The 22,157-nt window shown below is 44.8% G+C and carries 27 protein-coding genes and 2 pseudogenes; 8 read left to right on the top strand and 21 right to left on the bottom strand.

The genetic code is table 11. The annotated features are described in order from the left end of the window. Nucleotides 1-62 precede the first annotated feature (62 nt). Nucleotides 63-1,739, bottom strand: coding sequence for a glycosyl hydrolase family 28-related protein (locus tag BBA02S_RS01555; RefSeq protein ID WP_041113631.1), 1,677 nt, complete (start codon nt 1,737-1,739; stop codon nt 63-65). Nucleotides 1,740-2,019: 280 nt separating this feature from the next. Here BBA02S_RS01555 and BBA02S_RS01550 point away from each other — a divergent pair, with 280 nt between their 5' ends. From BBA02S_RS01550 to BBA02S_RS01530, 5 genes are all read left to right on the top strand, one after another. Beyond that, nucleotides 2,020-3,015: a glycosyltransferase family 2 protein gene (locus BBA02S_RS01550; RefSeq protein ID WP_041096110.1), complete on the top strand. Its 996-nt coding sequence runs from the start codon at nt 2,020-2,022 to the stop codon at nt 3,013-3,015. After that, nucleotides 2,954-3,343, top strand: a complete 390-nt coding sequence (locus tag BBA02S_RS01545) for a GtrA family protein (RefSeq protein ID WP_041096112.1) — start codon at nt 2,954-2,956, stop codon at nt 3,341-3,343. The genes BBA02S_RS01550 and BBA02S_RS01545 overlap by 62 nt, the downstream gene beginning before the upstream one ends. Beyond that, entirely contained in the window at nt 3,340-5,955 is a 2,616-nt protein-coding gene (locus BBA02S_RS01540) for a YfhO family protein (protein ID WP_041113632.1), read from the top strand. Before BBA02S_RS01545 ends, BBA02S_RS01540 begins: the two co-directional genes overlap by 4 nt. Before the next feature lie 58 nt (nt 5,956-6,013). Beyond that, nucleotides 6,014-6,337 (top strand): YflT domain-containing protein, encoded by a 324-nt coding sequence (locus BBA02S_RS01535; protein WP_041096117.1) that lies wholly within the window; start codon nt 6,014-6,016, stop codon nt 6,335-6,337. Between the two features lie 275 nt (nt 6,338-6,612). Beyond that, nucleotides 6,613-7,350: a CBS domain-containing protein gene (locus BBA02S_RS01530; protein WP_041096119.1), complete on the top strand. Its 738-nt coding sequence runs from the start codon at nt 6,613-6,615 to the stop codon at nt 7,348-7,350. A gap of 143 nt (nt 7,351-7,493) precedes the next feature. Here the strand turns inward: BBA02S_RS01530 and BBA02S_RS01525 are convergent, their stop codons facing one another. From BBA02S_RS01525 to BBA02S_RS01485, 10 genes and pseudogenes are all read right to left on the bottom strand, one after another. After that, the gene (locus tag BBA02S_RS01525; protein ID WP_041113633.1) at nt 7,494-8,171 is read right to left on the bottom strand and encodes a C40 family peptidase; all 678 of its coding nucleotides are present in this window, start codon (nt 8,169-8,171) and stop codon (nt 7,494-7,496) included. Between the two features lie 212 nt (nt 8,172-8,383). After that, nucleotides 8,384-8,878 carry a PaaI family thioesterase gene (locus tag BBA02S_RS01520; protein WP_041113634.1) on the bottom strand — a complete coding sequence of 165 codons (495 nt, stop codon included), beginning with the start codon at nt 8,876-8,878 and terminating at the stop codon, nt 8,384-8,386. 121 nt (nt 8,879-8,999) lie between these two features. Then, nucleotides 9,000-9,257, bottom strand: coding sequence for a DUF2533 family protein (locus tag BBA02S_RS01515; protein ID WP_041113635.1), 258 nt, complete (start codon nt 9,255-9,257; stop codon nt 9,000-9,002). 80 nt (nt 9,258-9,337) lie between these two features. Beyond that, nucleotides 9,338-9,658 (bottom strand): hypothetical protein, encoded by a 321-nt coding sequence (locus BBA02S_RS01510; protein WP_052477287.1) that lies wholly within the window; start codon nt 9,656-9,658, stop codon nt 9,338-9,340. Between the two features lie 52 nt (nt 9,659-9,710). After that, a pseudogene (locus BBA02S_RS01505) lies at nt 9,711-10,004 on the bottom strand (helix-turn-helix transcriptional regulator); the annotation flags it as partial. A 232-nt stretch (nt 10,005-10,236) separates the two neighbouring features. Next, nucleotides 10,237-10,398: a hypothetical protein gene (locus BBA02S_RS20510; protein ID WP_156136572.1), complete on the bottom strand. Its 162-nt coding sequence runs from the start codon at nt 10,396-10,398 to the stop codon at nt 10,237-10,239. 51 nt (nt 10,399-10,449) lie between these two features. Next, a complete protein-coding gene (locus tag BBA02S_RS01500) occupies nt 10,450-10,698 on the bottom strand; it encodes a YesK family protein (protein WP_041096139.1) in 249 nt (82 codons plus the stop codon). A 577-nt stretch (nt 10,699-11,275) separates the two neighbouring features. Beyond that, nucleotides 11,276-11,761, bottom strand: a complete 486-nt coding sequence (locus BBA02S_RS01495) for a hypothetical protein (protein WP_041096141.1) — start codon at nt 11,759-11,761, stop codon at nt 11,276-11,278. 97 nt (nt 11,762-11,858) lie between these two features. Continuing rightward, nucleotides 11,859-12,191, bottom strand: a complete 333-nt coding sequence (locus BBA02S_RS01490) for a zinc ribbon domain-containing protein YjdM (RefSeq protein ID WP_041096143.1) — start codon at nt 12,189-12,191, stop codon at nt 11,859-11,861. 123 nt (nt 12,192-12,314) lie between these two features. Further along, complete coding sequence (locus BBA02S_RS01485) at nt 12,315-12,737, bottom strand: hypothetical protein (RefSeq protein WP_041096145.1); 423 nt, start codon at nt 12,735-12,737, stop codon at nt 12,315-12,317. 156 nt (nt 12,738-12,893) lie between these two features. Here BBA02S_RS01485 and BBA02S_RS01480 point away from each other — a divergent pair, with 156 nt between their 5' ends. Then, nucleotides 12,894-13,226: a hypothetical protein gene (locus BBA02S_RS01480; protein ID WP_041113636.1), complete on the top strand. Its 333-nt coding sequence runs from the start codon at nt 12,894-12,896 to the stop codon at nt 13,224-13,226. Between the two features lie 24 nt (nt 13,227-13,250). Here BBA02S_RS01480 and BBA02S_RS01475 read toward each other — a convergent pair. After that, nucleotides 13,251-13,821 (bottom strand): annotated as a pseudogene (locus BBA02S_RS01475) (MOSC domain-containing protein). Nucleotides 13,822-14,024: 203 nt separating this feature from the next. Then, the gene (locus BBA02S_RS01470; RefSeq protein WP_041113637.1) at nt 14,025-14,630 is read right to left on the bottom strand and encodes a histidine phosphatase family protein; all 606 of its coding nucleotides are present in this window, start codon (nt 14,628-14,630) and stop codon (nt 14,025-14,027) included. Nucleotides 14,631-14,934: 304 nt separating this feature from the next. Between BBA02S_RS01470 and BBA02S_RS01465 the strand changes: the two genes are divergently transcribed. After that, nucleotides 14,935-15,117 carry a CsbD family protein gene (locus BBA02S_RS01465; RefSeq protein WP_041113638.1) on the top strand — a complete coding sequence of 61 codons (183 nt, stop codon included), beginning with the start codon at nt 14,935-14,937 and terminating at the stop codon, nt 15,115-15,117. 197 nt (nt 15,118-15,314) lie between these two features. Then, nucleotides 15,315-15,770 (top strand): DinB family protein, encoded by a 456-nt coding sequence (locus BBA02S_RS01460; RefSeq protein WP_052475068.1) that lies wholly within the window; start codon nt 15,315-15,317, stop codon nt 15,768-15,770. Between the two features lie 393 nt (nt 15,771-16,163). Here BBA02S_RS01460 and BBA02S_RS01455 read toward each other — a convergent pair whose 3' ends face one another. The 8 genes from BBA02S_RS01455 to BBA02S_RS01420 all read right to left on the bottom strand — a co-directional run bounded on the left by BBA02S_RS01455 (nt 16,164) and on the right by BBA02S_RS01420 (nt 22,151). Continuing rightward, nucleotides 16,164-16,436 (bottom strand): YiaA/YiaB family inner membrane protein, encoded by a 273-nt coding sequence (locus BBA02S_RS01455; RefSeq protein WP_041096154.1) that lies wholly within the window; start codon nt 16,434-16,436, stop codon nt 16,164-16,166. Nucleotides 16,437-16,607: 171 nt separating this feature from the next. Continuing rightward, complete coding sequence (locus BBA02S_RS01450; RefSeq protein ID WP_052477289.1) at nt 16,608-17,474, bottom strand: energy-coupling factor ABC transporter ATP-binding protein; 867 nt, start codon at nt 17,472-17,474, stop codon at nt 16,608-16,610. A 16-nt stretch (nt 17,475-17,490) separates the two neighbouring features. After that, nucleotides 17,491-18,267, bottom strand: coding sequence for a cobalt ECF transporter T component CbiQ (cbiQ, locus tag BBA02S_RS01445; RefSeq protein ID WP_041096156.1), 777 nt, complete (start codon nt 18,265-18,267; stop codon nt 17,491-17,493). Then, nucleotides 18,264-18,557 (bottom strand): energy-coupling factor ABC transporter substrate-binding protein, encoded by a 294-nt coding sequence (locus BBA02S_RS01440; protein ID WP_041096158.1) that lies wholly within the window; start codon nt 18,555-18,557, stop codon nt 18,264-18,266. The genes cbiQ and BBA02S_RS01440 overlap by 4 nt, the downstream gene beginning before the upstream one ends. Before the next feature lie 3 nt (nt 18,558-18,560). Continuing rightward, nucleotides 18,561-19,313 carry an energy-coupling factor ABC transporter permease gene (locus BBA02S_RS01435; protein ID WP_041113639.1) on the bottom strand — a complete coding sequence of 251 codons (753 nt, stop codon included), beginning with the start codon at nt 19,311-19,313 and terminating at the stop codon, nt 18,561-18,563. A gap of 33 nt (nt 19,314-19,346) precedes the next feature. Beyond that, nucleotides 19,347-20,123: a uroporphyrinogen-III C-methyltransferase gene (cobA, locus tag BBA02S_RS01430; protein WP_041096162.1), complete on the bottom strand. Its 777-nt coding sequence runs from the start codon at nt 20,121-20,123 to the stop codon at nt 19,347-19,349. After that, nucleotides 20,120-20,758: a precorrin-2 dehydrogenase/sirohydrochlorin ferrochelatase family protein gene (locus BBA02S_RS01425; RefSeq protein ID WP_041096164.1), complete on the bottom strand. Its 639-nt coding sequence runs from the start codon at nt 20,756-20,758 to the stop codon at nt 20,120-20,122. Before BBA02S_RS01425 ends, cobA begins: the two co-directional genes overlap by 4 nt. After that, nucleotides 20,736-22,151 carry a cobyrinic acid a,c-diamide synthase CobB gene (locus BBA02S_RS01420; RefSeq protein WP_052477290.1) on the bottom strand — a complete coding sequence of 472 codons (1,416 nt, stop codon included), beginning with the start codon at nt 22,149-22,151 and terminating at the stop codon, nt 20,736-20,738. Before BBA02S_RS01420 ends, BBA02S_RS01425 begins: the two co-directional genes overlap by 23 nt. Between the last annotated feature and the right edge of the window lie 6 nt (nt 22,152-22,157).

Here is a 22,157-nt window from a genome sequence, read left to right as displayed (position 1 = left end):
CCGGGAGAAAACTGCAGGATGAAACAAAGAATAGCTTCAACCTGGGCATTTCTGCTATCACATTAGCGGTTCAAAGCCTCCTGTGAAAAATCAGTTTCATATCCATGCGCCACAATGTTCTTCAAAACTGCCGATGAAGTTTCTGCCTGGCAGCCGCAGGTTCCGCCTGTTACCTTGGCGCGTAAATTTTCGACGGTTGCCTGTTTCACCCCTGCCCCGATCAAAATGCCCGTTTTAGCAGACTGTTCAATTACTACATTTTTCATATGGACATCATCCGCCTTTTGCGGTCCGCCAAATACTTTGATATCTACTCCGGCCGTTCGAAAGTCTTTGATGTGCAAGTTGTGAAGGTGGACGTTTCGTGCCCGGTATTGAATAGCGATGACCGGCTGTTTGTTATAGTTGTAAATCGGGTCGCCGACCGCAGCAAACCGATTGATTACCACATTTTTATAAGCTGATACAACGAGAGCCCTCGGCTTGGAATCCCGATAAAGGGCGGTTCTGATAGGAGCAACGGCTACAATGCGGGAAGCGGTAATATTATAGGCGGTAAGCGATTCCGGGTCGTCGGCACTATGGTGGCCAATATGCCGGAAGTTAAAGGAACGATTATCATTCACAGATAAGTGGCCAATAATATGCACATTGTTTGCGGCTGATGAATTATGATGCGCCTTTACTTCCACCCCGCCAAAGCATCTGGCGGTCGAGTTGTTGAACAGCCAAACGTTTTGCGACCCATCGTCTACTTCGATGCCGTTCGAATTAGAAAATCCTTCATTATGCGCCTTTCCGCTCGGATCACACATATAGGAGTTAGAAATGAAAATATAATCGCTATGATGGGTGGTGATGCCGTCATCGCCAAACCCATAGCCCTGCAGGCCATCCAGCCAAACGTACTTGCTGCCCCCCTGCGCTCTCGTGCCATCCCCTGAGTAACTGTATTTCGTGGAGGACACATCGAAGCAATGAAGCCCCGGATTGACCGCTTTCACCTTTTTGACCCATCCATAGGTAACATGGGCATAAGTCAGGCAGCTTGAACGGTTGCCGCCCGTGCTCGTTCGCGGGATATCCCCAAGGCGTTCGACATTCCAATCGAGTGTCATGTTTTCCACACAAAGATGATGATTGCCTTTTTTATGATCCGCATTGGTAATCAGCCAGCTGCTTTTCGGGGCTTGATCATGAAGCTTAAGAATTGTTTGCTCTGCTCCTTCTCCCATCAGATAAGTAAAAGAAGGAAGACGAATTTCTTTTACTATGAAGGTTCCTTTCGGGATACGCACCCTTACTTTTCCGTTGCCGATTGCTTTCTGAAACGCCTCTGTACAATCTGTTATGCCGTCACCTACAGCTCCAAACTGCTCCACGCTGACTTCTCGAACGATGTTATTTAAAGCGGCGTATTCCTTATCCAGCCTTTCCTTCCAAGCTGGAAAAACGTTTCCACCCTCATCTGTTAAAGTGGCTGATGGCGCAGCAGGCTTCGCTTTCTCTGCCGGAAGCAGCAGCTGAACAAAAAATGAAACAGCCCTCTGAATAAAACGGCTAATCGAGAACGGCCGGGGCGCCTCCGCAACAACAGAAGCAGAATAGCGAGTTTTTTGTCTATCGAATAAATTGCTTGTTTCCTGAACAATTTGGTTTATAGATGGTTCATTTTGGAAAAACTGAGAAATGAGCTGATCATTTTTGGAAGGATTATGATTTTTAGGTAAATCAAGCATAAGCTGACACCTGCCCTTTCAATAAGCTTTTTTATTTGTTGCTATCAAATGTACCCTTGTTTTTCAAATGAAATCAAGCTTGAATGACCGAACCTTTCTTTCAAAGGATTAAAAAATCCAGAAATAGGGTATATGTCGATTTGACAGAATGTATATCATAAACCGAAATATCATGGCTTAAACTTTCTTTTCATTCTTCTGTCAATTTGGGGCATACATAAGAAAGAAACTGCACGTTACACAACAGAACCAATTTTATGAAGAGAAGAGGCGGAGAAGTGTGAATACCATTTCAATCATCATACCAGCTTATAATGAAGAAGCGAACATCTCGTTAATCTATGAAAGCATCAAAAAAGAATTTACAAAGTTAGCGTATGATTTTGAAATCTGTTTTATTAACGATGCCAGCACAGATAATACACTAGAAGAAATGAAACAATTAGCTGTAAAAACAACAAAAGTAAAATTCATCTCGTTCTCGCGCAATTTCGGCAAAGAAGCTGCCCTGCTCGCTGGCCTGCAGCATGCCAACGGCCGGGCCGTCATTATTATGGATGCCGACTTACAGCACCCTCCTTCTTTAATTCCTAAGCTGCTGAAAGGCTATGAGGAAGGATTTGACCAGGTCATTGCACGGCGCAACCGCAACGGGGAAAAAGCTGTAAAGAGATGGCTTTCCTCCTCCTATTACAGGTTAGTGAACCACATTGTGGATGTCGAGCTGGAGGATGGCGTCGGGGACTTTCGGCTGCTCAGCGAAAAAGCGGTTCAAGCCGTTCTTTCCCTTAACGAAGGGCAGCGGTTTTCTAAAGGGCTGTTTTCATGGATCGGCATGAATCAAAAAATCATTGATTACAACAACGTATTAAGAGAAAATGGGGAAACAAAATGGTCATTTTCCAAATTGTTGAATTATGGGCTGGACGGTTTTATTTCATTTAACAACCGGCCGCTAAGAATATGCTTTTACTCAGGAGCAGTTGTTTTATGTTTGGCGCTTATTTACAGCGCAATTACCTTTGTTCAAATTTTGCAAAACGGCATCGAGGTTCCCGGTTACTTCACGATTATTACAGCCGTGTTAATACTGGGGGGCATCCAGCTTGTCAGCCTCGGTGTAATCGGCGAGTACATCGGCCGAATTTATTATGAAACCAAAAAACGGCCGCCTTATTTAATACAGGAAACCAATTTTATGAACGGAGCGCAGTATGAAAAGAACAAGCCAAGAATTTATCAGATTCGTCATAATCGGGGGAATCAATACCTTTAATTATTACTTTGTTTATTTACTTCTTCATAAGATCCTCGGATGGCTGTATATGCCCTCCCATGTGATCGCCTTTTTCGTCAGCTTTGTCGTTTCCTTCTTTTTAAACTCTTATTTTACGTTTAAGGTAAAGCCGACATTGGCGAAATTTTTAAAGTTTCCGTTATCGCAGGCGGTTAACTTTGCAGCTTCTTCCCTTTTTATGTATGTGTTTATTGAATACTTCGGTATAAACAGCATGATCACTCCTATCCTAGCTGTATTCGTTGCCCTGCCTGCTACATTTATCGTTACAAGCAAAATTTTGAAAAAAGAGAGTGTTAGTGCATGAGAAAAAAAAAGGTCTTGCTTTTGATGATAAGCAGTCTGCTTTTATCGGCGGCTGCTCATTTCTTTTTTATCCAAGAGTGGCTGAATGGCCGATTTATGATCGGGCCAAATGACGGCTTGTCGCAAATGGTTCCGTTTAAGAAATTTATTTACGATCAATATAGCGAGGGGAATTTCTTTTATTCATGGGCGTTTGGCTTAGGGGGCGGATTTTACAGCCAGCTCGCTTATTACTTTTCTACTTCCGTCATTTTCCTTATTACTGTAGCCATCGTTTTTTTATTAGAAACTGCTGGACTCATCTCGCCCCCTGATTTGTTATTTTGGGCGAATAGCGTATTAATCGTCAGCCTTATCAGACTCGCTCTAATTATCTTAACAGCTGCCTTCGCCTTCAAATATATGGGCATTCGCCTGTCAGCAGCTTTTACCGGCGCCGCTGTCTACGGCTTGTCGGTTATGTATTTTCGGCATGTCATATTTTGGGAGTTTTTCACAGATGCGATGCTCTGGCTGCCCCTTCTCGTTTTAGGCACGGAGAAAATCATCCGTGAGGGAAAGCCGGCCTGGTTTATCGTTGCCTGGTCGCTCATGTTTTTCAATAATTTTTACTTTGCTTATATTCACTTGATCTTTCTATTTATTTACCTCCTGTTCCGCTGGCTGATGCCGCTTTCCAAACAGGAGCTTCCCAAACAGAAACAGCTCGGGCTTTTTTTCACGGGAGGGCTTATTAGTTTCTGCATAAGTGCTATTTCCTTTCTCCCTGCTGTATATGGATTTCTTAACAATCACCGGCCGGCCTATCAAGCAGAGATTCCTTTTTTCCTAATTACAGATCATGTACTATACGCCAGCAAGTATGTGATTTTGCCGGCTATCCTGCTGTTATTTCTCTTCACTGTCCGGTTATATAAAGAGCGTACATACCGTTTTTTTGCTGTACTGACTGTTTTCTTGATTATTCTTCATTTCAGCCCATGGGCAGCAAGCGCATTCAACGGCTTCTCGGCCCCGCAATACCGCTGGGAATATCTGCTTTCCTTTGCAGCAGGCGGCTGTGTAGCGGCGGGCTTGCAAGTGCTGCATAAGCTTCAAATCCGGCCGCTTATTTTCTCTGCAGCAGGAGCTTTTTTGCTTTATTGGCTGCTGGCAAAAGTAACCATGCAGATCATTGAGCCCGCGCTTCTTCCGACCTTTGCACAGCAAAGAGACCTAATTATTCAGCTTTTTGTGCTTTCTGCTTTTCTGCTGATGCTTTACTCATGGAAAAAAAGAGCCGTTCTCTTCTTTTTGTTACAGCTTGCCATTATCGTCTCCTGCCTCGTTGTTGTCAATAAGTATGAACAAATGACCATGTCTGAAAAATTCGGCGTAGACCAGGTTTCCCGCGACTTTTTGCAAAGCCCGGAGTATGACGGAGCGGAGCAGCAGCAATTGATCAAAGAAATTCAGCGTTCCGAAAAAGATCCTTTTGCACGAATCGACTGGATGAACGGCCTTAGAAACAATACACCGATTGTGCAAAACTTTAACGGAACAAGCCTGTATTCAAGTATCTTTAACCAGGAGCTGCTCTTCTTCTATTGGCGCGATCTGCAAATCGATATGGGCCGGGAAAGTGTGAGCCGTTATGCTACTTTAGGCAACCGGGCAAATCTTTACGGCTTGCTGCAAACGAAGTACTGGATGAGGGAAAAAGGGACAGCAGCAAATGCGCCATACGGTTTCACTCCGGCAGCGGAAACGGCTCACTACAAAGTATTCCAAAACACGCTTCCCCTTCCGTTTGTTCGAACGACAAGTAACGTATTTTACGAAGAAGACCTGAAAAACCATTCGGCGCTTGACAAAGAGCACGCCATGCTTTCAGGAGTCGTGCTGGAGAAAAAGCATGGGCCAGGCCAGGTAGTGGAAAAAGAGAAAAATACGATTGAACAAGCGGAAATCAGAGAGGCGGATGCAATTTATAAGAACGGTAAATTACAGGTGGCAAAAAATGGCGGCGGCATGATCATCACCCCCCGTCCTTCCTCCGAAAAAACAAAAGATTATTATGTGCAATTCTTTATTAAAAATGTTCATGGAAAAGGTTTTAAGCTGAAAGTCAATCAATATGAAACCACAAGAAAAGCGGCTGAGTCTATTTATAAAACCGGCATTTCCACAGTTGTGATTCGGGTGCCGAAAGCGGAACGACTCTCCATCCAGCTGCCTAAAGGAACCTATGAGTTAAAAAATCTGAAGCTGTATGAGGAAGATTACGAGGAGCTGCACCGAGCGGCCGCACAACCGATGAAGCAGCCTGCTATGAACTGGAATAAGAACAAAGTCAGCATTGAATATAAAAATACAGCAGGAGAGAAGTATATGGTGCTTCCTATCCCATTTGAAAAAGGATGGCACCTGAAAGTAAATAATGAAACGCGGCAGATTGAAAAAGCGAATTTTGCCTTTACCGGCATCCCATTGCAGACAGGTATGAATCGTATTGAACTCGTCTACCGTCCGCCCTTCTTTGCTTTATCAATGGTTTTGCTCGTCCTTGGTCTCTTGGGAGCTGCCTGGCTTATTCAGAGGACGTCTAGAAGGAAAAAATATTCTCATGTTTAAACCAAGCGCCTACATGGTAAATATATAAAGAATATAAAAATATGAGGAGGCCAATCAAATGGTTACAACAAAAACAGTAGAAAATGCCGTACAAGCAAAACAAGAGATCGAAGGTTTACTTGCCCAAGGGTTTTCCCTTGATGATATGTATATTCTCGCCCATGATGGCCACCGCGGAGAAGATATATCCGAGGCGCTTCATACAAATGAAGTCGGCATGAAGGAGCAAGGGCTTTTAACTAGCATGAGCAACATTTTCAAATCACGAGGCGATGAGCTGCGCAGCAAAATGGAAGCGCTCGGCCTTTCCCAGCAGGAAGCGGAAACGTATGAAAAAGAATTGGATAAAGGCAAGCTGGTTCTGATCGCTAATAAAGAGTAATACACAGACCAAAAAAGCTGTCGTGGAGCGGAAAGTTCCCTCCATGACAGCTTTTTCTGACGTATTTTGCGGCGAAAAGACGTCCGGCCACATCCAGACGTTCCACCCCTAAAGGCGGGCTTCTCGACTTACGCAAATTAGCTCATCGCTTGATTACTATAACATACCTTCCCCCTGAACAGCAATCTATTTTTTACATTGACGGCTAATTCCTGAAAAAAGAGCGCGATAAACGAACGGTGGAAACAGACGGAAGCCAACAAAGGAGACTCATAATGGAAAAAGAAACCAAAACAAACAATGGATTATCAGAACGGTTTGAAACGGCATTTAATCGAATACACAATCATTTAAAAGCCATCACCGCACAAAAAGACGGAGATGCTTTCCTGGAACTTCTCCATACGAGCGCACGCAACCACGCCAGCGTCCGTGCCCATCTCGACGAATTGAAGCAATACGCCAAATTGCGGAACGCGATCGTTCATCAAAAGACAGAAGCGAACTATTACATAGCCGAGCCGCATCAAGAAATTGTCGAGCGCATCGAACAAATTGACAAGATGCTGTCGGAGCCGGCGGAAGCGATGTCAATCGCCTCGTCACCCGTCTATATTGTGGAGGCAGACACTCCGCTCATTCAAGTACTTGAAATGGTCCGCGATTTTAAAATAAATGAATACCCCGTGTACGAAAAAGGAGACTGCCAAGGGTTACTGACCGGTCGGGACATATTAAAATGGATGGCCAATACGCAATTAGACGGACAAATTACGATCGACTCCGTGAAGGTAAAAGATATTCTGCCGGAAAAAAATGAATATCTCATTTCTTTCGCCAAACGGGACGCAAATATTTTTGATATTGAATATACCTTTGAAGAATACCAATCGCAGAACAAGAAATTAGAAGCGATCCTGATTACCCACGAGGGCAGATCAGACGAATTGCCGGTTGGCATTATTACCTCCTGGGACTTAACTAAAAACAATGACGTTATTTTAAGTCCCTAATGTGCCTTTAAACACTCGTCTGTGAACGATGCTGCCTGCCGATTACAGCGATCAAGCAATAAAAAAACGGATATAAACCTGTCCCGGTTTATATCCGTCCTGTTTTATTCACTTGATAAAGCAAAGTAAACGGTTTCTTTTTATCAGTAAGTTTTTGCTCCTAAGTAACGCTTAGACCAATATGTACTTCTGAGCGAGCTGATGGTTACTCCCGCTGAAGAAGAACTATGTATAAATTGGTTGCCTCCTAGATAAATCCCGGCATGTGATGCTCCTTTTTTGTATGTTTCAAAGAAAACAAGATCGCCGACTTTCGGGCTGCTCGTTCTTTTTCCTTTAGAATAAATACCTGATACTGTTCTCGGCAAAGAAATATTCGCGCTGTTTCTGTATACATAACCTAAGAAGCCGCTGCAATCAAATCCTGACGGTGTGGTGCCGCCCCACTTATAAGGAACCCTCATGAACTTTTGAGCGTAAGATGCCGCATTTGTTTTGCTGGATGCACTGCTTGCCGGTTTGGAAGCGGCAGGAGAGCCTGATTTCCCCAGTACCCGGAATGTATTTTTTCCTGCGATGCCATCAGCCTTTAGCCCATGTGCTTTTTGCAATTTGATGACGGCCGTTTTTGTTAATGGGCCGAAGGTGGTATCTAGTGAAGAATGATAATATCCTTTTGACTTTAAGGCTTGCTGCAATTCCTTGACATCCTGATGCTTCATCCCGCTTTTTAACGTTTGATCCCCTAGTGCTGCTTCTCCCACAGCCGGACTCGCCAATAAAGCGCCAGCCATTGTTGCTGCCACGATCCATTTTCTCACTCTTTTTCCCCTGCTTTCTATGTATTTTCTAGTTGTCCCTTATTTTAGCATTGAAAAATTGCTAGCATATTTTAATTAGATTACAAATATATTAAACGTTTGGAGATCTTCTATTCTCCTTTGCTTTTCTTCTATGCTGATGAGACCAAGGCGATAATAAATGTAAAAAGCAGAAGGATGCACGTAGGCAAGCTTCTGCTTTTTCAGTTATTTTATTTTTCTGTGTTGCCACTCAAAAAATTACTTGGCATCACAACCGCTACTACTTCTCCGCGGGCGCAGAGCATGTCATCGGCAAACACTTCTATATGAACCTTCCATTTCTTTGGATGAATTTCCTCTATGGTGCCAACTGCTTGTAATGGAATGCCTTGCGGCGTCGGCTTCATAAAGTCGACATGCAAGGAAGCGGTTACAAAACGAGGCGGCTGTGACCCGTCCCCTACGTGATGACCGTTTTTGCGATGCAGCGCTAAAGAAGCTGAACCTGTTCCGTGACAATCAATCAATGAGGCGATCACTCCTCCATATACAAATCCTGGAACGGCTGTATGCTCCTTTTCCGGTGTATAAACCGTAACCGTTTTCTCCCCTTGCCAGCCTGTCCGGAAATGGTGTCCTGTTTCATTTAAACGACCGCACCCATAGCACCAAGCAAAATCATCTGGATAATAATCTTGAATCGCTTCTGTTGCTGTTTTCTCCATCACTCTTCCCCCTTTCAAAACTAGTATACCACACCAAATCTATTACTATTTTCCAATTCCATAAGAAAATGATAGATAAAAAACCGTTCCCTTATTAGCGGAACGGCTTAGCTCACTCTATTTATTTCAACGTATCTACATACGCCTCTACCATTTTCGGTGTGACTAGCTTGCGGGAAGGAATGAGCCGGTGGTTTGACAAAAGGTTAATCCGGGCAGTCACTTCATTAATTTGTTCTGTGGTAAACGCCTTTCCTACTTTGCAAAGTTCCACCGCCTCTTGAATATGCTTCTCTCTTTGCTGATCAAGGCCGATGAATTTCTGATACAGCTGGTTTTGCTTTTGAGCATGAAGCTCAAGGTCTTTATGTACACTCATGAATGTCCACTCCTGTCATTTGAGATCATCATTATCTCTTATATTAACAAGTTTACGGAAAATACTGAAGAAATAAATGTTTACTTTGTCTCTATCCGAAAAGCATATACAGCTTCTCCTTCTTTCCAGTGAGCATGAATAATATAAATGTAGGTTCCTTTCTTTTTAGGTAACATAACCTTATTATCTTCTACTTCTTGCGAGTGATCTTCGTTATTTCCCCAAATCCCGGCTTCTATCGAAGAAGGCCGATCATCAAAGTGGATCTTCAGTTCTGATCCTGCCGGGACAGCCGGATACTCCTTCCCCTTGGTCAATTCCTCTGGATCAGCAGCATCAGCTTCGATGCTACGTCCGCTGTCCTCCCAGGAATAAGTGCCTATTTCATAAGGAACCTCCATTGTTCCCACCGTTAAATAAGGGTCAGGAGGATGAGGAAGGACTAATTGACAGGCCTCCCAATGTTTTGTCATGAGAACGGCGGATGTAGCGGTGCGCGGCTATTTCCGCTATCTCTACCGGATCAGAACTGCCGAGGGCATCCTGTAAAATCCGGCTTTCACGAAAAAGCGCACATATAGCAACAGTTGTCGTCCAACCGGCCAAGCTCCGCCCCTTTTCGATCTGGACAATCGTTTTCTTAGAAAGGCCAATTACTTCTGCCATTGTATCCTGAGTGTATCCCTGTTCTGTCCGAATCAGTTTCAATTTTTCAGAAATGAGCTGGTTTAACCGTTCTTTATCCATTCATTCCCACCCTCCTTTTAGTGTAATTTTACACTAAAAGAGCAATAATACAATGGATTTGACCATTTTTTGCTGATAAAAGATATCAAAATGACCGTAAACGATTAAAATATCAACAAAAATACTATAAAAAAGCTGGCTCTGCCTCCCAGCAGAACCAGCTCTGTGCCGTTTTTCACCTTATCGCTTTCTGCTTTTAGGTTTCGCAGCGATCGTCCCGGCCTCTTTGTTCTTATCGTTTAAACAACACATCATTTGCCACTGTCAATAAGCCAAAAAAAGCAAGAAAAAGAATAGGGGTCGATTTTAATTGGGGCTGATAGGCAAAGTAAATGCCAAAAAGGCTAGCTGTTAAAATGACTTTGTACCAGAGGTTATCCAGAAACTTAAGCATGGTATCCTCCATTCTAGTATTAGTTAGTGCTGACTATGCCGAAAAGCCTGCTCACATGTTTCGGCGCTGAGAAGCTGATAAAACAATGAACATCCCGATCAGCGCGGCGAAGCCAATGAAGCTGATGATCATCATCACGCCCATTCCTTCCCAGCCGCCAATCATAAAAGGGCTGGCTAAAGCGGCTGACGCACTGGCTAACGAAATGGCATAAAAAAAGGCAAACATCTTCGAATGCTTGACATGTTTAGTAAGCAAAAGTGTAGCCGCCAGAAGAATAACCGCCCCCATCACAAACATTTTGTTCACTCCTTTTAAGCATAAGGCGCACATCCCCCTTGATGCTGCTGAAATCCGTTACTCTTTTTTCGATTTCCCTTGCATCAGATCATCGAATGGGGTTTGCCGATTGCTTGGTAAAGTCTTCTTCTTTATCATTCTATAAATGGAATATGAAACAACAAAGACGGGGACAGCAAGAAATATATACGCCATATCATCGCTCCTTTAAACGGCCTTCTCTATTTTAAGCTGGCAAAAGCCATTGCCTATCAGGCGCTAAGACTTTTGAAAAATAACGATAAAAGGCGAAATGCCGGCTGCCGGTAGGCAAAATCAGCAAGCCACTTCATCGCAGAAGCACTTTCTAAAAGTTTTTATGATCGCTTTAAACTCATCGTTACACGCCTTGCTTTAAATCCTCTCTCTAGGGCACACATCCCGCTAAGCTTCTCTTTGCATAAGCGAACAAAGCTTTCTTATTGAATCTTGCAGGCGGGCAGGCCTACTGCTTTTCAATGCATATATTCCTTTTATATCCTTTATTGTAACATACATCCACTCCATGTACGCCCATCACCTATTTTTCTTCTCACAACTAACCAAACGTATCCGGCGCCCAAGTCGCTATGCCATTGCCGGGAACCGCTACAACAAGCCACTCATCCCCTGTATATCCCTCGCCGTCCCCCGCTTGCCAGCATTCATACTGTTCATCATATCCGTTGATAAAAAGCGCTTTTTGGGATTTGAAAACGATAAATAAATGCGGAGACTCGTCACCAAGCTGCACATCTGTCACTTCTTCACGGCGAAGGCCGGCCACTTGCTTGATCGCCTGTTCTTCAGTGAGCTCCTCGATCATTGGCAGAGCCTTCCCTGAATGTTTAATAGCAGCTGGCAGTACAGTAAATTTATTGATCTCAATATTCACCCATAGTTTATCCGGCTCTTTTTCTGTGTAATGGAGAAAATATAAGAATGTACCGCCAGGCCCTGCACCGAATTTAATGCCATCCAGTTGGCTGCCAATCAATAATTGCTGCAACGCTTTTTCGGCAAATTGTTTGTCCTCTGCTTTCATCTGCGACTCCCCTTTTACTTTTTTCTGACGATGGCTAAAAAAAAAACGCCCATGAAGAAGCGGTTGCTTCTTCATGGGCCTCAGCTAGATGAGTTACTTATACTTTCTTAACAAACTCGGATTTTAACTTCATCGCTCCGAACCCATCGATTTTACAGTCAATATTGTGGTCTCCATCGACTAATCGAATATTCTTGACTTTTGTCCCTATTTTTAAAACCGATGAACTGCCTTTTACTTTCAGATCTTTAATGATTGTGACTGTATCACCATCATGCAAAGTGTTGCCATTCGCATCTTTAAATACTTGCTCTTCTTCCGTTTCTGACTCCAGCGTCCATTCATGGGCACATTCTGGACAAACGAACAAATTTCCATCCTCATAAGTATAGGTTGATGTACATTTCGGACAGTTTGGCAAAGCTGGCATCCCTATTTCCTCCATTCAAACACATTCAGTTTTTTAGATTCAGCAGTTGAACGAAATACATAATAAGTATTTCCTCATACTTTTCTATCGTGTCATAACCTTGCCTTATTGACAATCCTTTTTCTATTCTGCTTGAATAGTAAATTGGGCATACGGTTCGCCATCCACTGCCACTTGGACTTCCCATGCTCCCGATTGGTCAAATACCAGCTTCGCTCCGCTTTGACCGTTTTCTATCACCACTTCATACAAATCGTTCTTCTGTCCCGTCTCCTGATGCAGAGCAGACAGGTAATAAGTTTTTCCCTCTAGCTGTTCAGACTGCTCTAGAAATTGGATGTGATAGTGCCGGCCTTTCCCTGCAGGAAATTCCGGCTCGTCATTTTCCCCATTCAGCTTCCTGATCCCAAACTTTCCCTTTTCCCCGTAAAGAAGCTCTCCATTCATTTTAAATAGAGAAGATTGTTCTTCCGCTTCCCTCTTCGTTTGGCTTTCTGTACATCCTGACAGTAAAGAAGCAACAATTAGCAGCAAAAAACGATCCACCGCCTATCCCTGTTTCCCATCCTCTTTCCCCCTATCATTTTATTAACAAAGAAGCTGGTACAAATCCCGCAATCTATTCCGCTGCATGAATATTCCCCCTCTCCTTTACATACAAATGAGGCAACACGTCATGTTGGATAAGAAAGGAAGAATGCAATGAACAAGAAGCCAACTGCTTTCCTGCTGACGGTTCTTCTCGTCCTTCTCACCGCCGTCTCAAGCCTTGATTTCTCCTCCCGCCAGCTTGTTGACGAAAAGACCTCGCTGCAGCCAGATAGCGCGCCAGTCATCGCAGAAGTGAAAGGGGCGGACAAGCAATGGCAGCCTAAAAGCTTCAAGCTGGAAGAACAGCTGGTGAATCGCGAGGAGATCGGCCACTACATTGTTGAAACCTACCGTGAATATGAGGTGTACACAGATGGCCAAGGGAATGTGAAGGAAAGTGTGCCTACTTCAAACTATAACTATATCCGTTATCGGAAAAATTAACTTTCTGCAGGCAAAGCCCGCTTTTTAATCAATCAGAAATACTTCGTCACCAGCCTGAATGTCTCCTGTTTTTATCACAGAAACGTACACGCCAAAATAATTGTTTCTTTCCTTTACGACCGCTTTCAGCAAAGATGGCTGTCTAGGACCGCTCTCCGGGTCAACTGTAATTATCATGCATCTCTCGCAATGACGCTTTAACTGAATCTCTACTTCCCGCCCGATTCTGAGCCGCTTGCCAAACCAGCTTTCTTCTATAAACGGCGTATTATCTTTTAATGATAAAATTAAAGGGGGGCGGGAGCGACGGTTATCCACCCCCGATTTTTCCTAACCTTTCAATCGAGGCGTCTGTAGCAAGCTGGATCGGCTCTTCCTCAATGGCGCCTCAAGGAACTTGAACAAGCGAATACTTCACAAGGGAAAGTTTCTTTTTCGATCTCACTTCCAGTTCTTTCAGCTGTTCGCTATCTTCAAAGCGGACAAAGGTTCCTTTGGGCGTTGTTATTTAAACTTCAGGATAATCTTCTATCCGTTCTTCCCCTATAAACCTTGCTTGATACTAGACCATATCCGGAAATTGGGTCATCGTCAAAAAATGGCCCGGCCGGCTTTTGTCCTAAAAAGCATGGCTGCGGTCACCATATAATCCCTACTCCATCAGCTTCCCTCTCTGGACGCTTTCTCCACGAAAGGATTTTGCCGGATGCCTAACTATTTCCTTAATTGAGCCAATGAACATCCCATTTCCCTTCCCTCTGTTAAGTCAGTGTTCAGATTTCCGCAAAATTCTCCATTCTATGACAATCTTTGCCTATTAATTTGTCGATCGCTTGCCTCCTCATACGTGTAACTAGTACAGCTCCAATGGCGGCGACCTGGCCTTTTCTCTCCTTTCCAGCCATTCTTTAATAGCTCGCGAGCAATGAACTGATTGAACACCCCATGTCCGGAGAGAAGCACGTGTTCATGTTGGGCAGCCAATTCCATTAATCGCCTGCTTGCCTGAACAGCTCTCTCCTTCGCCTCCTTCATGGATTCTTTGTCTCCTTTGTATCCCAGCAGCCAGGCACAGCGGCAATATACCGCCCAAACAGATGGAGGAGCTTTTAAGTGTAAAAAAGAAAAAGCAGAAACAGGCAGATCTGCTTCCCGAAAAAGCGGATCGGAGAGGATAAAAGATGCGGATCCAAGCTTTTCGGCTGACTGAATGGAGCGGCATCGTGTACTCGCAACGATTAACTTTGCCTCCTTCGCTTTCAGTTCCGTTTCTTCTGGGACGGCGGCTTCTTGAATAATTCCCGCTGCTTCATAACCATCGACCCATTTGCGAAATTCAGAGCATGGCATAGCTGATTGATCCGCATAGCTCGATTTCCCATGCCTCACAAGCGTAATTTTCATCTTTTCACTCCCTCTATATCATTTTTTATATTTATCATTTCCCAGAAAATATTGTTCGAATATTCTTTCAAATGGTTAGGCAGCTTGCTAAGCGAATGATGGATTGCTGCTCATCCTTGTGCTATCGAGCAAAATGTTCCGCATACCTATTTATCTTCCTACACTAAATAAATTTTTTCAAGGATACCACTTCTTTATTTGGTATTTTTTTACATAAACAAACCGTATGTTTGGATGGCTTCACAAAGGGTATGAAATAACTATTACTTCATTTAACATTTATTACGCTATAGGAGGTTTTACAATGAAAGATCATGGCATGGAGGACAAATTAAAAGGAATGGGAAATAAAATGAAAGGAGAAGCAAAGGAAACTTGGGGCAACATGACAAATGACGAACGCACCAGAACTGAAGGAAAGGCTGATCAGCTAAAAGGGAAATTTCAAGAAAGTGTCGGGAAAGCAAAAGATAAGCTGAGCGATTAATGATTAGATAGTGAGCGTCAAAAGAAAAGAACAGCCTGAAAATTAATACACTGCACTTCGCCTTGTTAAAGAGAGGGTTAACAAGGCGAAGTGCTTTTTTTGTTTTATTTTTCTTTTCACGCAGGAATCTTTGAGACGGGCTTTTTTCCATTTTTGTCTTATAATATAAAAGAGAATATATAAATGGAGGAATGGTTATGGCTATTTGGGAACGATTAAACTTTGCACGCACCGCCACGGTGAACACATTGGAAAAAATTGATGAAAGCAAATGGGACGAGCAGCCTGAAGGTTTTTCCAATACTATTAGATGGAATGCCGGACATATTTATCTTGTCATGGAGTCATTAATGACGATTGCTGCACCTGATTTAGAAACAAAGATCCACGAATATGCGCCTTTTTTCAGCCCCGGCACAAAACCTTCGGACTGGCCGGATGCTGCCCCTTCAAAAGAAGAAATTATTGAACTGCTTACGGAACAGCACACACGCCTGCAGCAGCACCTGGAAGGCCGCCTGTCACAACAGCCGGCAAATGAGATTGCTATTGGGCCCTTGAAGCTCGAAACAATTGACGACCTGCTGAATTTCCTGTTGTTCCACGAAGGCATGCACTTAGGCACGATACAAGCTCAAATGAGACTGATCTAATGCAGCACAGGCTGGCCGTAAAGAAACCGGTCAGCCTGATTTCCTATCCTTTGATTCCTTGGAGCCATTCTGAATAACAGTACTCACACATCGTCTCTTCACGTTCTTGGTTTTCGTGAAAAAAAGAAATGTAATGCGTCCGCTTCTGTGTTAAATCCTCATCGCAATAAAAGCATGTCTGGTCCATTGAGCTACCATCCTTTGTTTATAAAGTGCCTCTAACAAGATAGTTTTATTGTCCCCTTTATTGTTTAGAGCATATCCGGAGAAATATTTTACAGAAGGTCGTTGCTTTTTAATCGAACATAGAGGCACGTGAAAAAGCATGGAAAAGATTTGACTTTTCCATGCTTTTTCACTCATTTCCTATCAGATAATGCTTGAAAGACTGGGTTAATCCACTTTTTTCGATATAGACAAACCCTGCTGCCGTTCTCTTTCCTGCTCTGCAATAATTTCATTGTCTTCTGCATTGTCTCTTGTTACTTTCTGCGTCAAAATCGCCCCAACGGCTACTAAAATCATAACGGCGATATAGTATCCTTTTTCATTCAGCTCCATATCAGCGTTATAAAGACCAATACTAAATAAAAGAACACCCGCAACAAACGTAAAATATGCCAGTACCGTAAAAGCAGTCGTATTTCGCTTTCTGTACTTCTGCATGCCAATGACCTCCTCAACATAGTCCAACATAAAATAAAAAATTCCTTTTATGCTATATTTTATGATTTTTTCAAAAGAAAGACACTTTTCTTTATCATATCAATTTACTTGCTGAACGGGTACCTTTTTATGGATCAACAGTCATTTATTCCTACAAAAAATGCCTATCTTTTATTTCAAAAGCATGCGTTCTGTGACCATTTCTCTAGTTTGCTGCAGTTCTTCTTCTATCCATGTCAGTAGCTCCTGCTTGGATTTCGGAACTTTTTTTATTTTTTGTCCTGACTTCGCTTGCAAGGCCGCAAATACTTCCATCATCCACGGCTGCTCTAAATGGCAGTCTGCCAACAGCGCTTGGTCATGAAACAGCTCCTCCGCACCGGCAAATGCCCGAACTCCTCCGCTTTGCAAAATTAATATTTCATCGGCCCATTCGTAAGCAAAGTTCACGTCATGAGTCGAAAGCATAACCGTCGTTTCTTCATTATGCAATTCATTTAAAAGCTGCATAATTTTCCGGGCATAGTAAGGATCAAGCCCGGCTGTTGGCTCATCAAGAATAAGAAGTTTGGGCTGCATAGCTACTACACTGGCAATAGCTGCCCGCTTTTTCTGCCCGAGGCTTAAAAAATGCGGCGGCTTATACTGAAATTCCAGCACGCCGGTTTTCTCCATCGCCTCCAATGCTGCCTGCTCGGCACGCGCTTGGGACCACCCCAGGTTATTGGGGCCATACAGCACATCTTCACGAACAGTTGGGGAGAAAAGCTGGGTATCGGGATGCTGAAAAACGATGCCGACCGCCCTGCGCAATTCTTGCAGCTGCCGCCGCTTGTAAGCAACTGGGGTGCCGTTAAACAAAAGCTGACCTTCTGCCGGCTGAAGCAATCCATTCATATGGAGAAACAGCGTTGATTTTCCTGCTCCATTGTTTCCAAGAACAGCAATCTTTCTTCCGGGAGTAATCGCAAGCGACACGTCGTTTAATGCTTTTGTTCCGTCTGTATAGTGATAACTAACGTTTTTTAATTCAATCATTGGATTCCTTCCCTTGTTAGAAAATCAGGCCGATGCTGAAGGATAAAGACAACAAGATGAAGGCAGCCGCCCATGCATATGGACGCAGCCGGTAGCCATTGCTTGTCCTTTGCGCCATTTCAGCACCTCCGCGGGCATCTACTGCTAATTGCACCGCTCTGGCCTCTCTCATCGTTTGTATAAATAAATTAGCCGTTAAGCTCGATAACGACTGGAGAGACGAACGCCAGCCGCGATAACCGGCCCGTGACTTTTGCGCTTTATAGGTTTCTTCCGCCTTCACTACTAATACGAAGATAAACCGGTAAGTCACAGCTGTGAGTTCAATGAATACTTGCGGTACACGCAAATGACGCAGAGCAAAGGCTACTCCCGAAAACGGCGTTGTTAAAATAAAGAAATACATACAGCTCACCCCGGCATAAGCAGACAAACATAAGACAAACGCTTGCCTGGCTCCTGCAGCAGCAATATAAGCCTGCCAGCCAAAGATGTCCCCGCTTTGAAGAAGACTAGCCGGAACTGTGCCGGCCGGGGCAACAGATACCGCAAGAGGAACTATGCTGATTAATAAAAAAACGAGCGGCAAGCTCAATAAAGCGAGATAGCGGCGCCAAGGAATCCCTGCCACCGCTACCGCCGCCAAGCTCATTGTCAAAAAAACGAAAGCTGAAACCGCAGGGCTTTTCAAAAGCAGGACCAAAAACAAATGGGAAAAAGCAAAGATTGCTTTTTCCACCGGATGCCAATCTGCGAGGCGATTATGATGGGCGTAATAATCAATTGCCTTCATTGCGGATGTTCAGCCGCTTTTTCTTCCATTTTTCTTTTCATTCGGCTGGAACCGATGAAATAACCAATAAATAAAGCGCCAATTGCCGCCTGCAAAACGAAAAGCAGGCTCTCTACTTCACCGCTCGGAGGTTCCCACAGAGCATCAAACCAAGGGGTATAGTCAGGGTTGATTTCTGTAATCGCTTCTTCTGCTTCGCCATCCGCTCCATTAAATTCAGCCGCCCGGTTGAAGATAAGCGGCACTACAGCCAAAAGAACGACCAATATCAATAAAAGAAGATTTTTCACCGCTTATGCTCCCTTCTCTACAATGCTCAATTGTTTTAATTCGTTTGTGTTATACTTTAGCAGCCAATTCATCACAATCACCGTTAAGATGCCCTCACACAGCGCCAGCGACACTTGTGTCAAGGAGAAGATACCAGCAAACTTCATAAATGAAGCCAAAACTCCTCCGATCTCAGCTGGAAAAGCGAGTGCCAGCTGCAAGGAGGTCAGCGTATATGTACTTAAATCTCCTAGGAAAGCCGCTAGAAAAACAGCTGCGGTAAAGCCAATATTCATTTTTCTGCACCCTTTATAAACCGCATAAGTAATCAACGGGCCGGCCACAGCCATGGAAAAAGCATTGGCTCCAAGCGTGGTGATCCCGCCATGGGCAAGCAGAAGCGCTTGAAACAGCAAAACGATGGTTCCGAGAACTGTCATCGCCAATGGACCAAATAACACGGTGCCAAGTCCTACCCCGGTCGGATGCGAGCTGCTGCCAGTTACAGATGGAATTTTTAAAGCGGAGAGTACAAATGTAAAGGCTCCGGCAAGACCGAGCATCATTTTTGTTTCAGGGTGCTCCTTGATCGTTTTTTGAATAGACCTCAGGCCGGCAGCGAGAAATGGCAGAACAAGAACCCACCAGAAAATGGCCCACTTTAACGGAAGAAACCCTTCCATAATGTGCATCGCAGCGGCCGGCTGAATCGAATTTATCCAAAAGTAGCATACAAACGCGATCGTGATTACCGCTAATTTGTTCCTATTGCGCATACATAGTCACCTTCCAACTAAAAGTTTTCAAACTTATAAGCTCATCGGCTGCTTCCGCTTTTCAGCCTCAAACCATTTAATTTTTTCCCGAAGTTGAACGACCTCGCCAATAAGGACAATAGCCGGATTCTTTATTTGATGATCTTTCGCTATTTGTTCTATCGTCGCCAGCTCTCCAGTCACTGTCCGCTGCTGATCGGTCGTTCCCCATTCAATCAGAGCAGCTGGTGTGGAGGGCTTTTTGCCGTAACGGATCAACTGAGTACAAATATGCGGCAAATTCCCAACCCCCATGTAAAAAGCGATCGTATCAATCCCCTGAGCAAGAGCAGGCCAGTTAAGATGATCTTTTCCCTTCTCCTCCCGTCCATGTGCCGTGACAATAGCAAAGCTGGAAGCATGGTCACGATGGGTCACTGGGATGCCAGCATAGGCGGGGGCAGCAATCCCTGCGGTGATTCCGGGAATCATTTCAAACGGAATCCCGCGTACGGCCAGTTCCTCCGCTTCTTCTCCCACCCGGCCAAATACGCATGGATCGCCGCCTTTTAAACGGACAACAGTCAAGCCCTGCTCCGCTTTTTCCACGAGAAGCTGGTTAATCTGCTCCTGAATCAGGGCATGTTTGCCTGGCAGCTTGCCGCAGAAAATCAACTCAGCGCCTTTTTTCGCATAAGTGAGCAATTCTTTATTGACAAGCCGGTCATACGCGATCACATCGGCTGCCTGAAGACATTCCATGCCTTTGACTGTTATCAATTTCGGATCGCCCGGCCCCGCACCGACTAAAAACACTTTTCCTATGTTCATTGCTTCTCCCTCCAATCGGTTAACATCTCCGTAAGCAGCTGCTCTCTTTCAATAGAAGAGGCTGCCTTCACTTGTTTTTCAAATCCGGGACTGGCCAGTTGCTTTAACAGCACTTGTCTCATTTCTGAAGCGGGCAGCGATTGCTTAATCACCGTCCGGCACTTTTCTAAAAACGCTATATACGCAACATCGGCATCATTGAATTGCTCCTTGAGCTCCCGGATGATCCGCTTGCTTAACGCCGGGCTTGCCCCATGCGTGCTCACTGCTATACACAGCTTATCTCGCTGAAAAGAAGCAGGAACAATAAAACGGCTCCCTTGCGGATCATCGGTCAAATTGATGAGCTGGCAAGGAGAAGCGCTTTGCTGAACCAGCTCATTTGTTTCCCGGCTGTTGGTAGCAGCAATAACAAGAAAAGCATCTTTTATGTCAGCGGGGGCAAATTCTTTCTTTTGCCAGCTGATCGTGCTGCCGCTGAGCAGTTCGTTCATTGCTTCTGATACTTCTGGGCTGATTACTTTCACAACCGCCCCTGCGTCGATTAAAGAACGGGCTTTGCGGACGGCTACAGCCCCGCCGCCGACCACGACTGCTTTTTGGCCGGCAATGTTAAGCATCACCGGATAAAGCATAGTCTTCCCTCCCCATTACCTGCAGGTTCTCTTTATACTTTTCACACGCTGCAACAAACCGGGCAGCCATTTCTGGTGAAGAGGCAAAATGAAAGTGAATATAGCTGGCGGCTACATGATGAAGCAGGCAGCCTTCTTCTTTTGTTCCCTTTCTTCCTGAAGCTTGCCAGATTGCCGGTGGCGGATTGTCAGATAAAAACGTTGAATAATGAAATTCATGGCCGCGCGCCTTTTCACCAGCCGGCAAAAGAAAATTGGGCCGCAGACCTGTCAATTCCCGATAGCCAAGCGCCGCCAGCCGCTTCTGCATCTTTGTCCTCCCCGGGATCACTCCAGCCATCGGATACACGCGACCGGCCGTATCTTCAATCGATTGTGTTAAATACATGAAGCCTCCGCACTCGGCAAGCACCGGCATCCCGCTTTCAGCAGCCAGCCGAATAGAATTTCTTGCTTGTTCATTCTCAGTCAGGCGGGCAGCAAACTCTTCCGGAAAGCCGCCGCCGATATACAAGCCCGCGGCGTCCTGTGGAACCGGTTCATCAGCAAGCGGCGAGAAAAAGGAAAGCTCAGCGCCGGTTGCCTCCAGCAGTTCGAGGTTTTCTTTGTAATAAAAATTAAATGCTGCATCCCGGGCAACAGCTATTTTCACAGTTGCCGGTTTTTTCTTTGCGAACAACGAGGAAGCGGCCTCTTCTATAGCGGGTGCTTCTGCTATTTTCCAAATTTCGTCCAGATCAAACGCAGCGGAAACGAGCTCGCCAAGCGTCTGAAAAAGCGGGTCCAATTCTCCCCGTTCGACAGACGGCAGGAGGCCAAGATGGCGCTCCGGAATCGCTGCCTCCATGTTTTTCTTTAAGTAACCGACCACCGGGAGCCCGCATTCTTGCTCAATAGCCGCCTTCACGAGCTGATAGTGGCTCTCGCTTCCGACCCGGTTAGCAATTACACCGGCTATCTTGCTTCCCGCATCCATCAGTTGAAATCCCTTGACGATGGCCGCTGCACTGCGTGCCATACTGGCACAGTTGACAACCAGCAAGACAGGACAATCAAGCAGACGGCTAATATCAGCCGAGCTTCCTTCATCGGTGAGCGGGTCGCGGCCGTCGAAATAGCCCATAACCCCTTCCATGATAGAAATTTCTGCCCCCGCTGCCCCTCTCACATAAACTTCTTTTACTGTTTGCCTATCCAGCATCCAACTGTCAAGGTTTCGGGACGTCCTGCCAGTCACAGCTGTATGGTAAGCAGGATCGATATAGTCGGGCCCGCACTTAAACCCTTGCACGATGCGTCCCCGCGCATGAAAAGCGGCCATCAAGCCCAGCGTCACGGTCGTTTTTCCTGCACCGCTGCTTGTCCCGGCAATCATGATTCGTCTTTGTCCCATCCTTCT

Origin of the sequence: Bacillus badius NBRC 15713 (assembly GCF_001591605.1) — a bacterium.
Taxonomy (GTDB): Bacteria; Bacillota; Bacilli; order Bacillales; family Domibacillaceae; genus Pseudobacillus; species Pseudobacillus badius.
The sequence above is the reverse complement of the archived record's forward strand: the minus strand, read 5'-3'. Positions and strand labels throughout refer to the sequence as shown.

Bases quoted from the DNA above. Each gene is read 5' to 3' on its own strand.
- BBA02S_RS01555 (WP_041113631.1), bottom strand. From the start codon at position 1,739: ATGCTTGATTTACCTAAAAATCATAATCCTTCCAAAAATGATCAGCTC.
- BBA02S_RS01545 (WP_041096112.1), top strand. From the start codon at position 2,954: ATGAAAAGAACAAGCCAAGAATTTATCAGATTCGTCATAATCGGGGGA.
- BBA02S_RS01540 (WP_041113632.1), top strand. From the start codon at position 3,340: ATGAGAAAAAAAAAGGTCTTGCTTTTGATGATAAGCAGTCTGCTTTTA.
- BBA02S_RS01535 (WP_041096117.1), top strand. From the start codon at position 6,014: ATGGTTACAACAAAAACAGTAGAAAATGCCGTACAAGCAAAACAAGAG.
- BBA02S_RS01530 (WP_041096119.1), top strand. From the start codon at position 6,613: ATGGAAAAAGAAACCAAAACAAACAATGGATTATCAGAACGGTTTGAA.
- BBA02S_RS01520 (WP_041113634.1), bottom strand. From the start codon at position 8,878: ATGGAGAAAACAGCAACAGAAGCGATTCAAGATTATTATCCAGATGAT.
- BBA02S_RS01515 (WP_041113635.1), bottom strand. From the start codon at position 9,257: ATGAGTGTACATAAAGACCTTGAGCTTCATGCTCAAAAGCAAAACCAG.
- BBA02S_RS01510 (WP_052477287.1), bottom strand. From the start codon at position 9,658: ATGGAGGTTCCTTATGAAATAGGCACTTATTCCTGGGAGGACAGCGGA.
- BBA02S_RS20510 (WP_156136572.1), bottom strand. From the start codon at position 10,398: ATGCTTAAGTTTCTGGATAACCTCTGGTACAAAGTCATTTTAACAGCT.
- BBA02S_RS01500 (WP_041096139.1), bottom strand. From the start codon at position 10,698: ATGTTTGTGATGGGGGCGGTTATTCTTCTGGCGGCTACACTTTTGCTT.
- BBA02S_RS01495 (WP_041096141.1), bottom strand. From the start codon at position 11,761: ATGAAAGCAGAGGACAAACAATTTGCCGAAAAAGCGTTGCAGCAATTA.
- BBA02S_RS01490 (WP_041096143.1), bottom strand. From the start codon at position 12,191: ATGCCAGCTTTGCCAAACTGTCCGAAATGTACATCAACCTATACTTAT.
- BBA02S_RS01480 (WP_041113636.1), top strand. From the start codon at position 12,894: ATGAACAAGAAGCCAACTGCTTTCCTGCTGACGGTTCTTCTCGTCCTT.
- BBA02S_RS01470 (WP_041113637.1), bottom strand. From the start codon at position 14,630: ATGAAAATTACGCTTGTGAGGCATGGGAAATCGAGCTATGCGGATCAA.
- BBA02S_RS01465 (WP_041113638.1), top strand. From the start codon at position 14,935: ATGAAAGATCATGGCATGGAGGACAAATTAAAAGGAATGGGAAATAAA.
- BBA02S_RS01460 (WP_052475068.1), top strand. From the start codon at position 15,315: ATGGCTATTTGGGAACGATTAAACTTTGCACGCACCGCCACGGTGAAC.
- BBA02S_RS01455 (WP_041096154.1), bottom strand. From the start codon at position 16,436: ATGCAGAAGTACAGAAAGCGAAATACGACTGCTTTTACGGTACTGGCA.
- BBA02S_RS01450 (WP_052477289.1), bottom strand. From the start codon at position 17,474: ATGATTGAATTAAAAAACGTTAGTTATCACTATACAGACGGAACAAAA.
- cbiQ (WP_041096156.1), bottom strand. From the start codon at position 18,267: ATGAAGGCAATTGATTATTACGCCCATCATAATCGCCTCGCAGATTGG.
- BBA02S_RS01435 (WP_041113639.1), bottom strand. From the start codon at position 19,313: ATGCGCAATAGGAACAAATTAGCGGTAATCACGATCGCGTTTGTATGC.
- cobA (WP_041096162.1), bottom strand. From the start codon at position 20,123: ATGAACATAGGAAAAGTGTTTTTAGTCGGTGCGGGGCCGGGCGATCCG.
- BBA02S_RS01425 (WP_041096164.1), bottom strand. From the start codon at position 20,758: ATGCTTTATCCGGTGATGCTTAACATTGCCGGCCAAAAAGCAGTCGTG.
- BBA02S_RS01420 (WP_052477290.1), bottom strand. From the start codon at position 22,151: ATGGGACAAAGACGAATCATGATTGCCGGGACAAGCAGCGGTGCAGGA.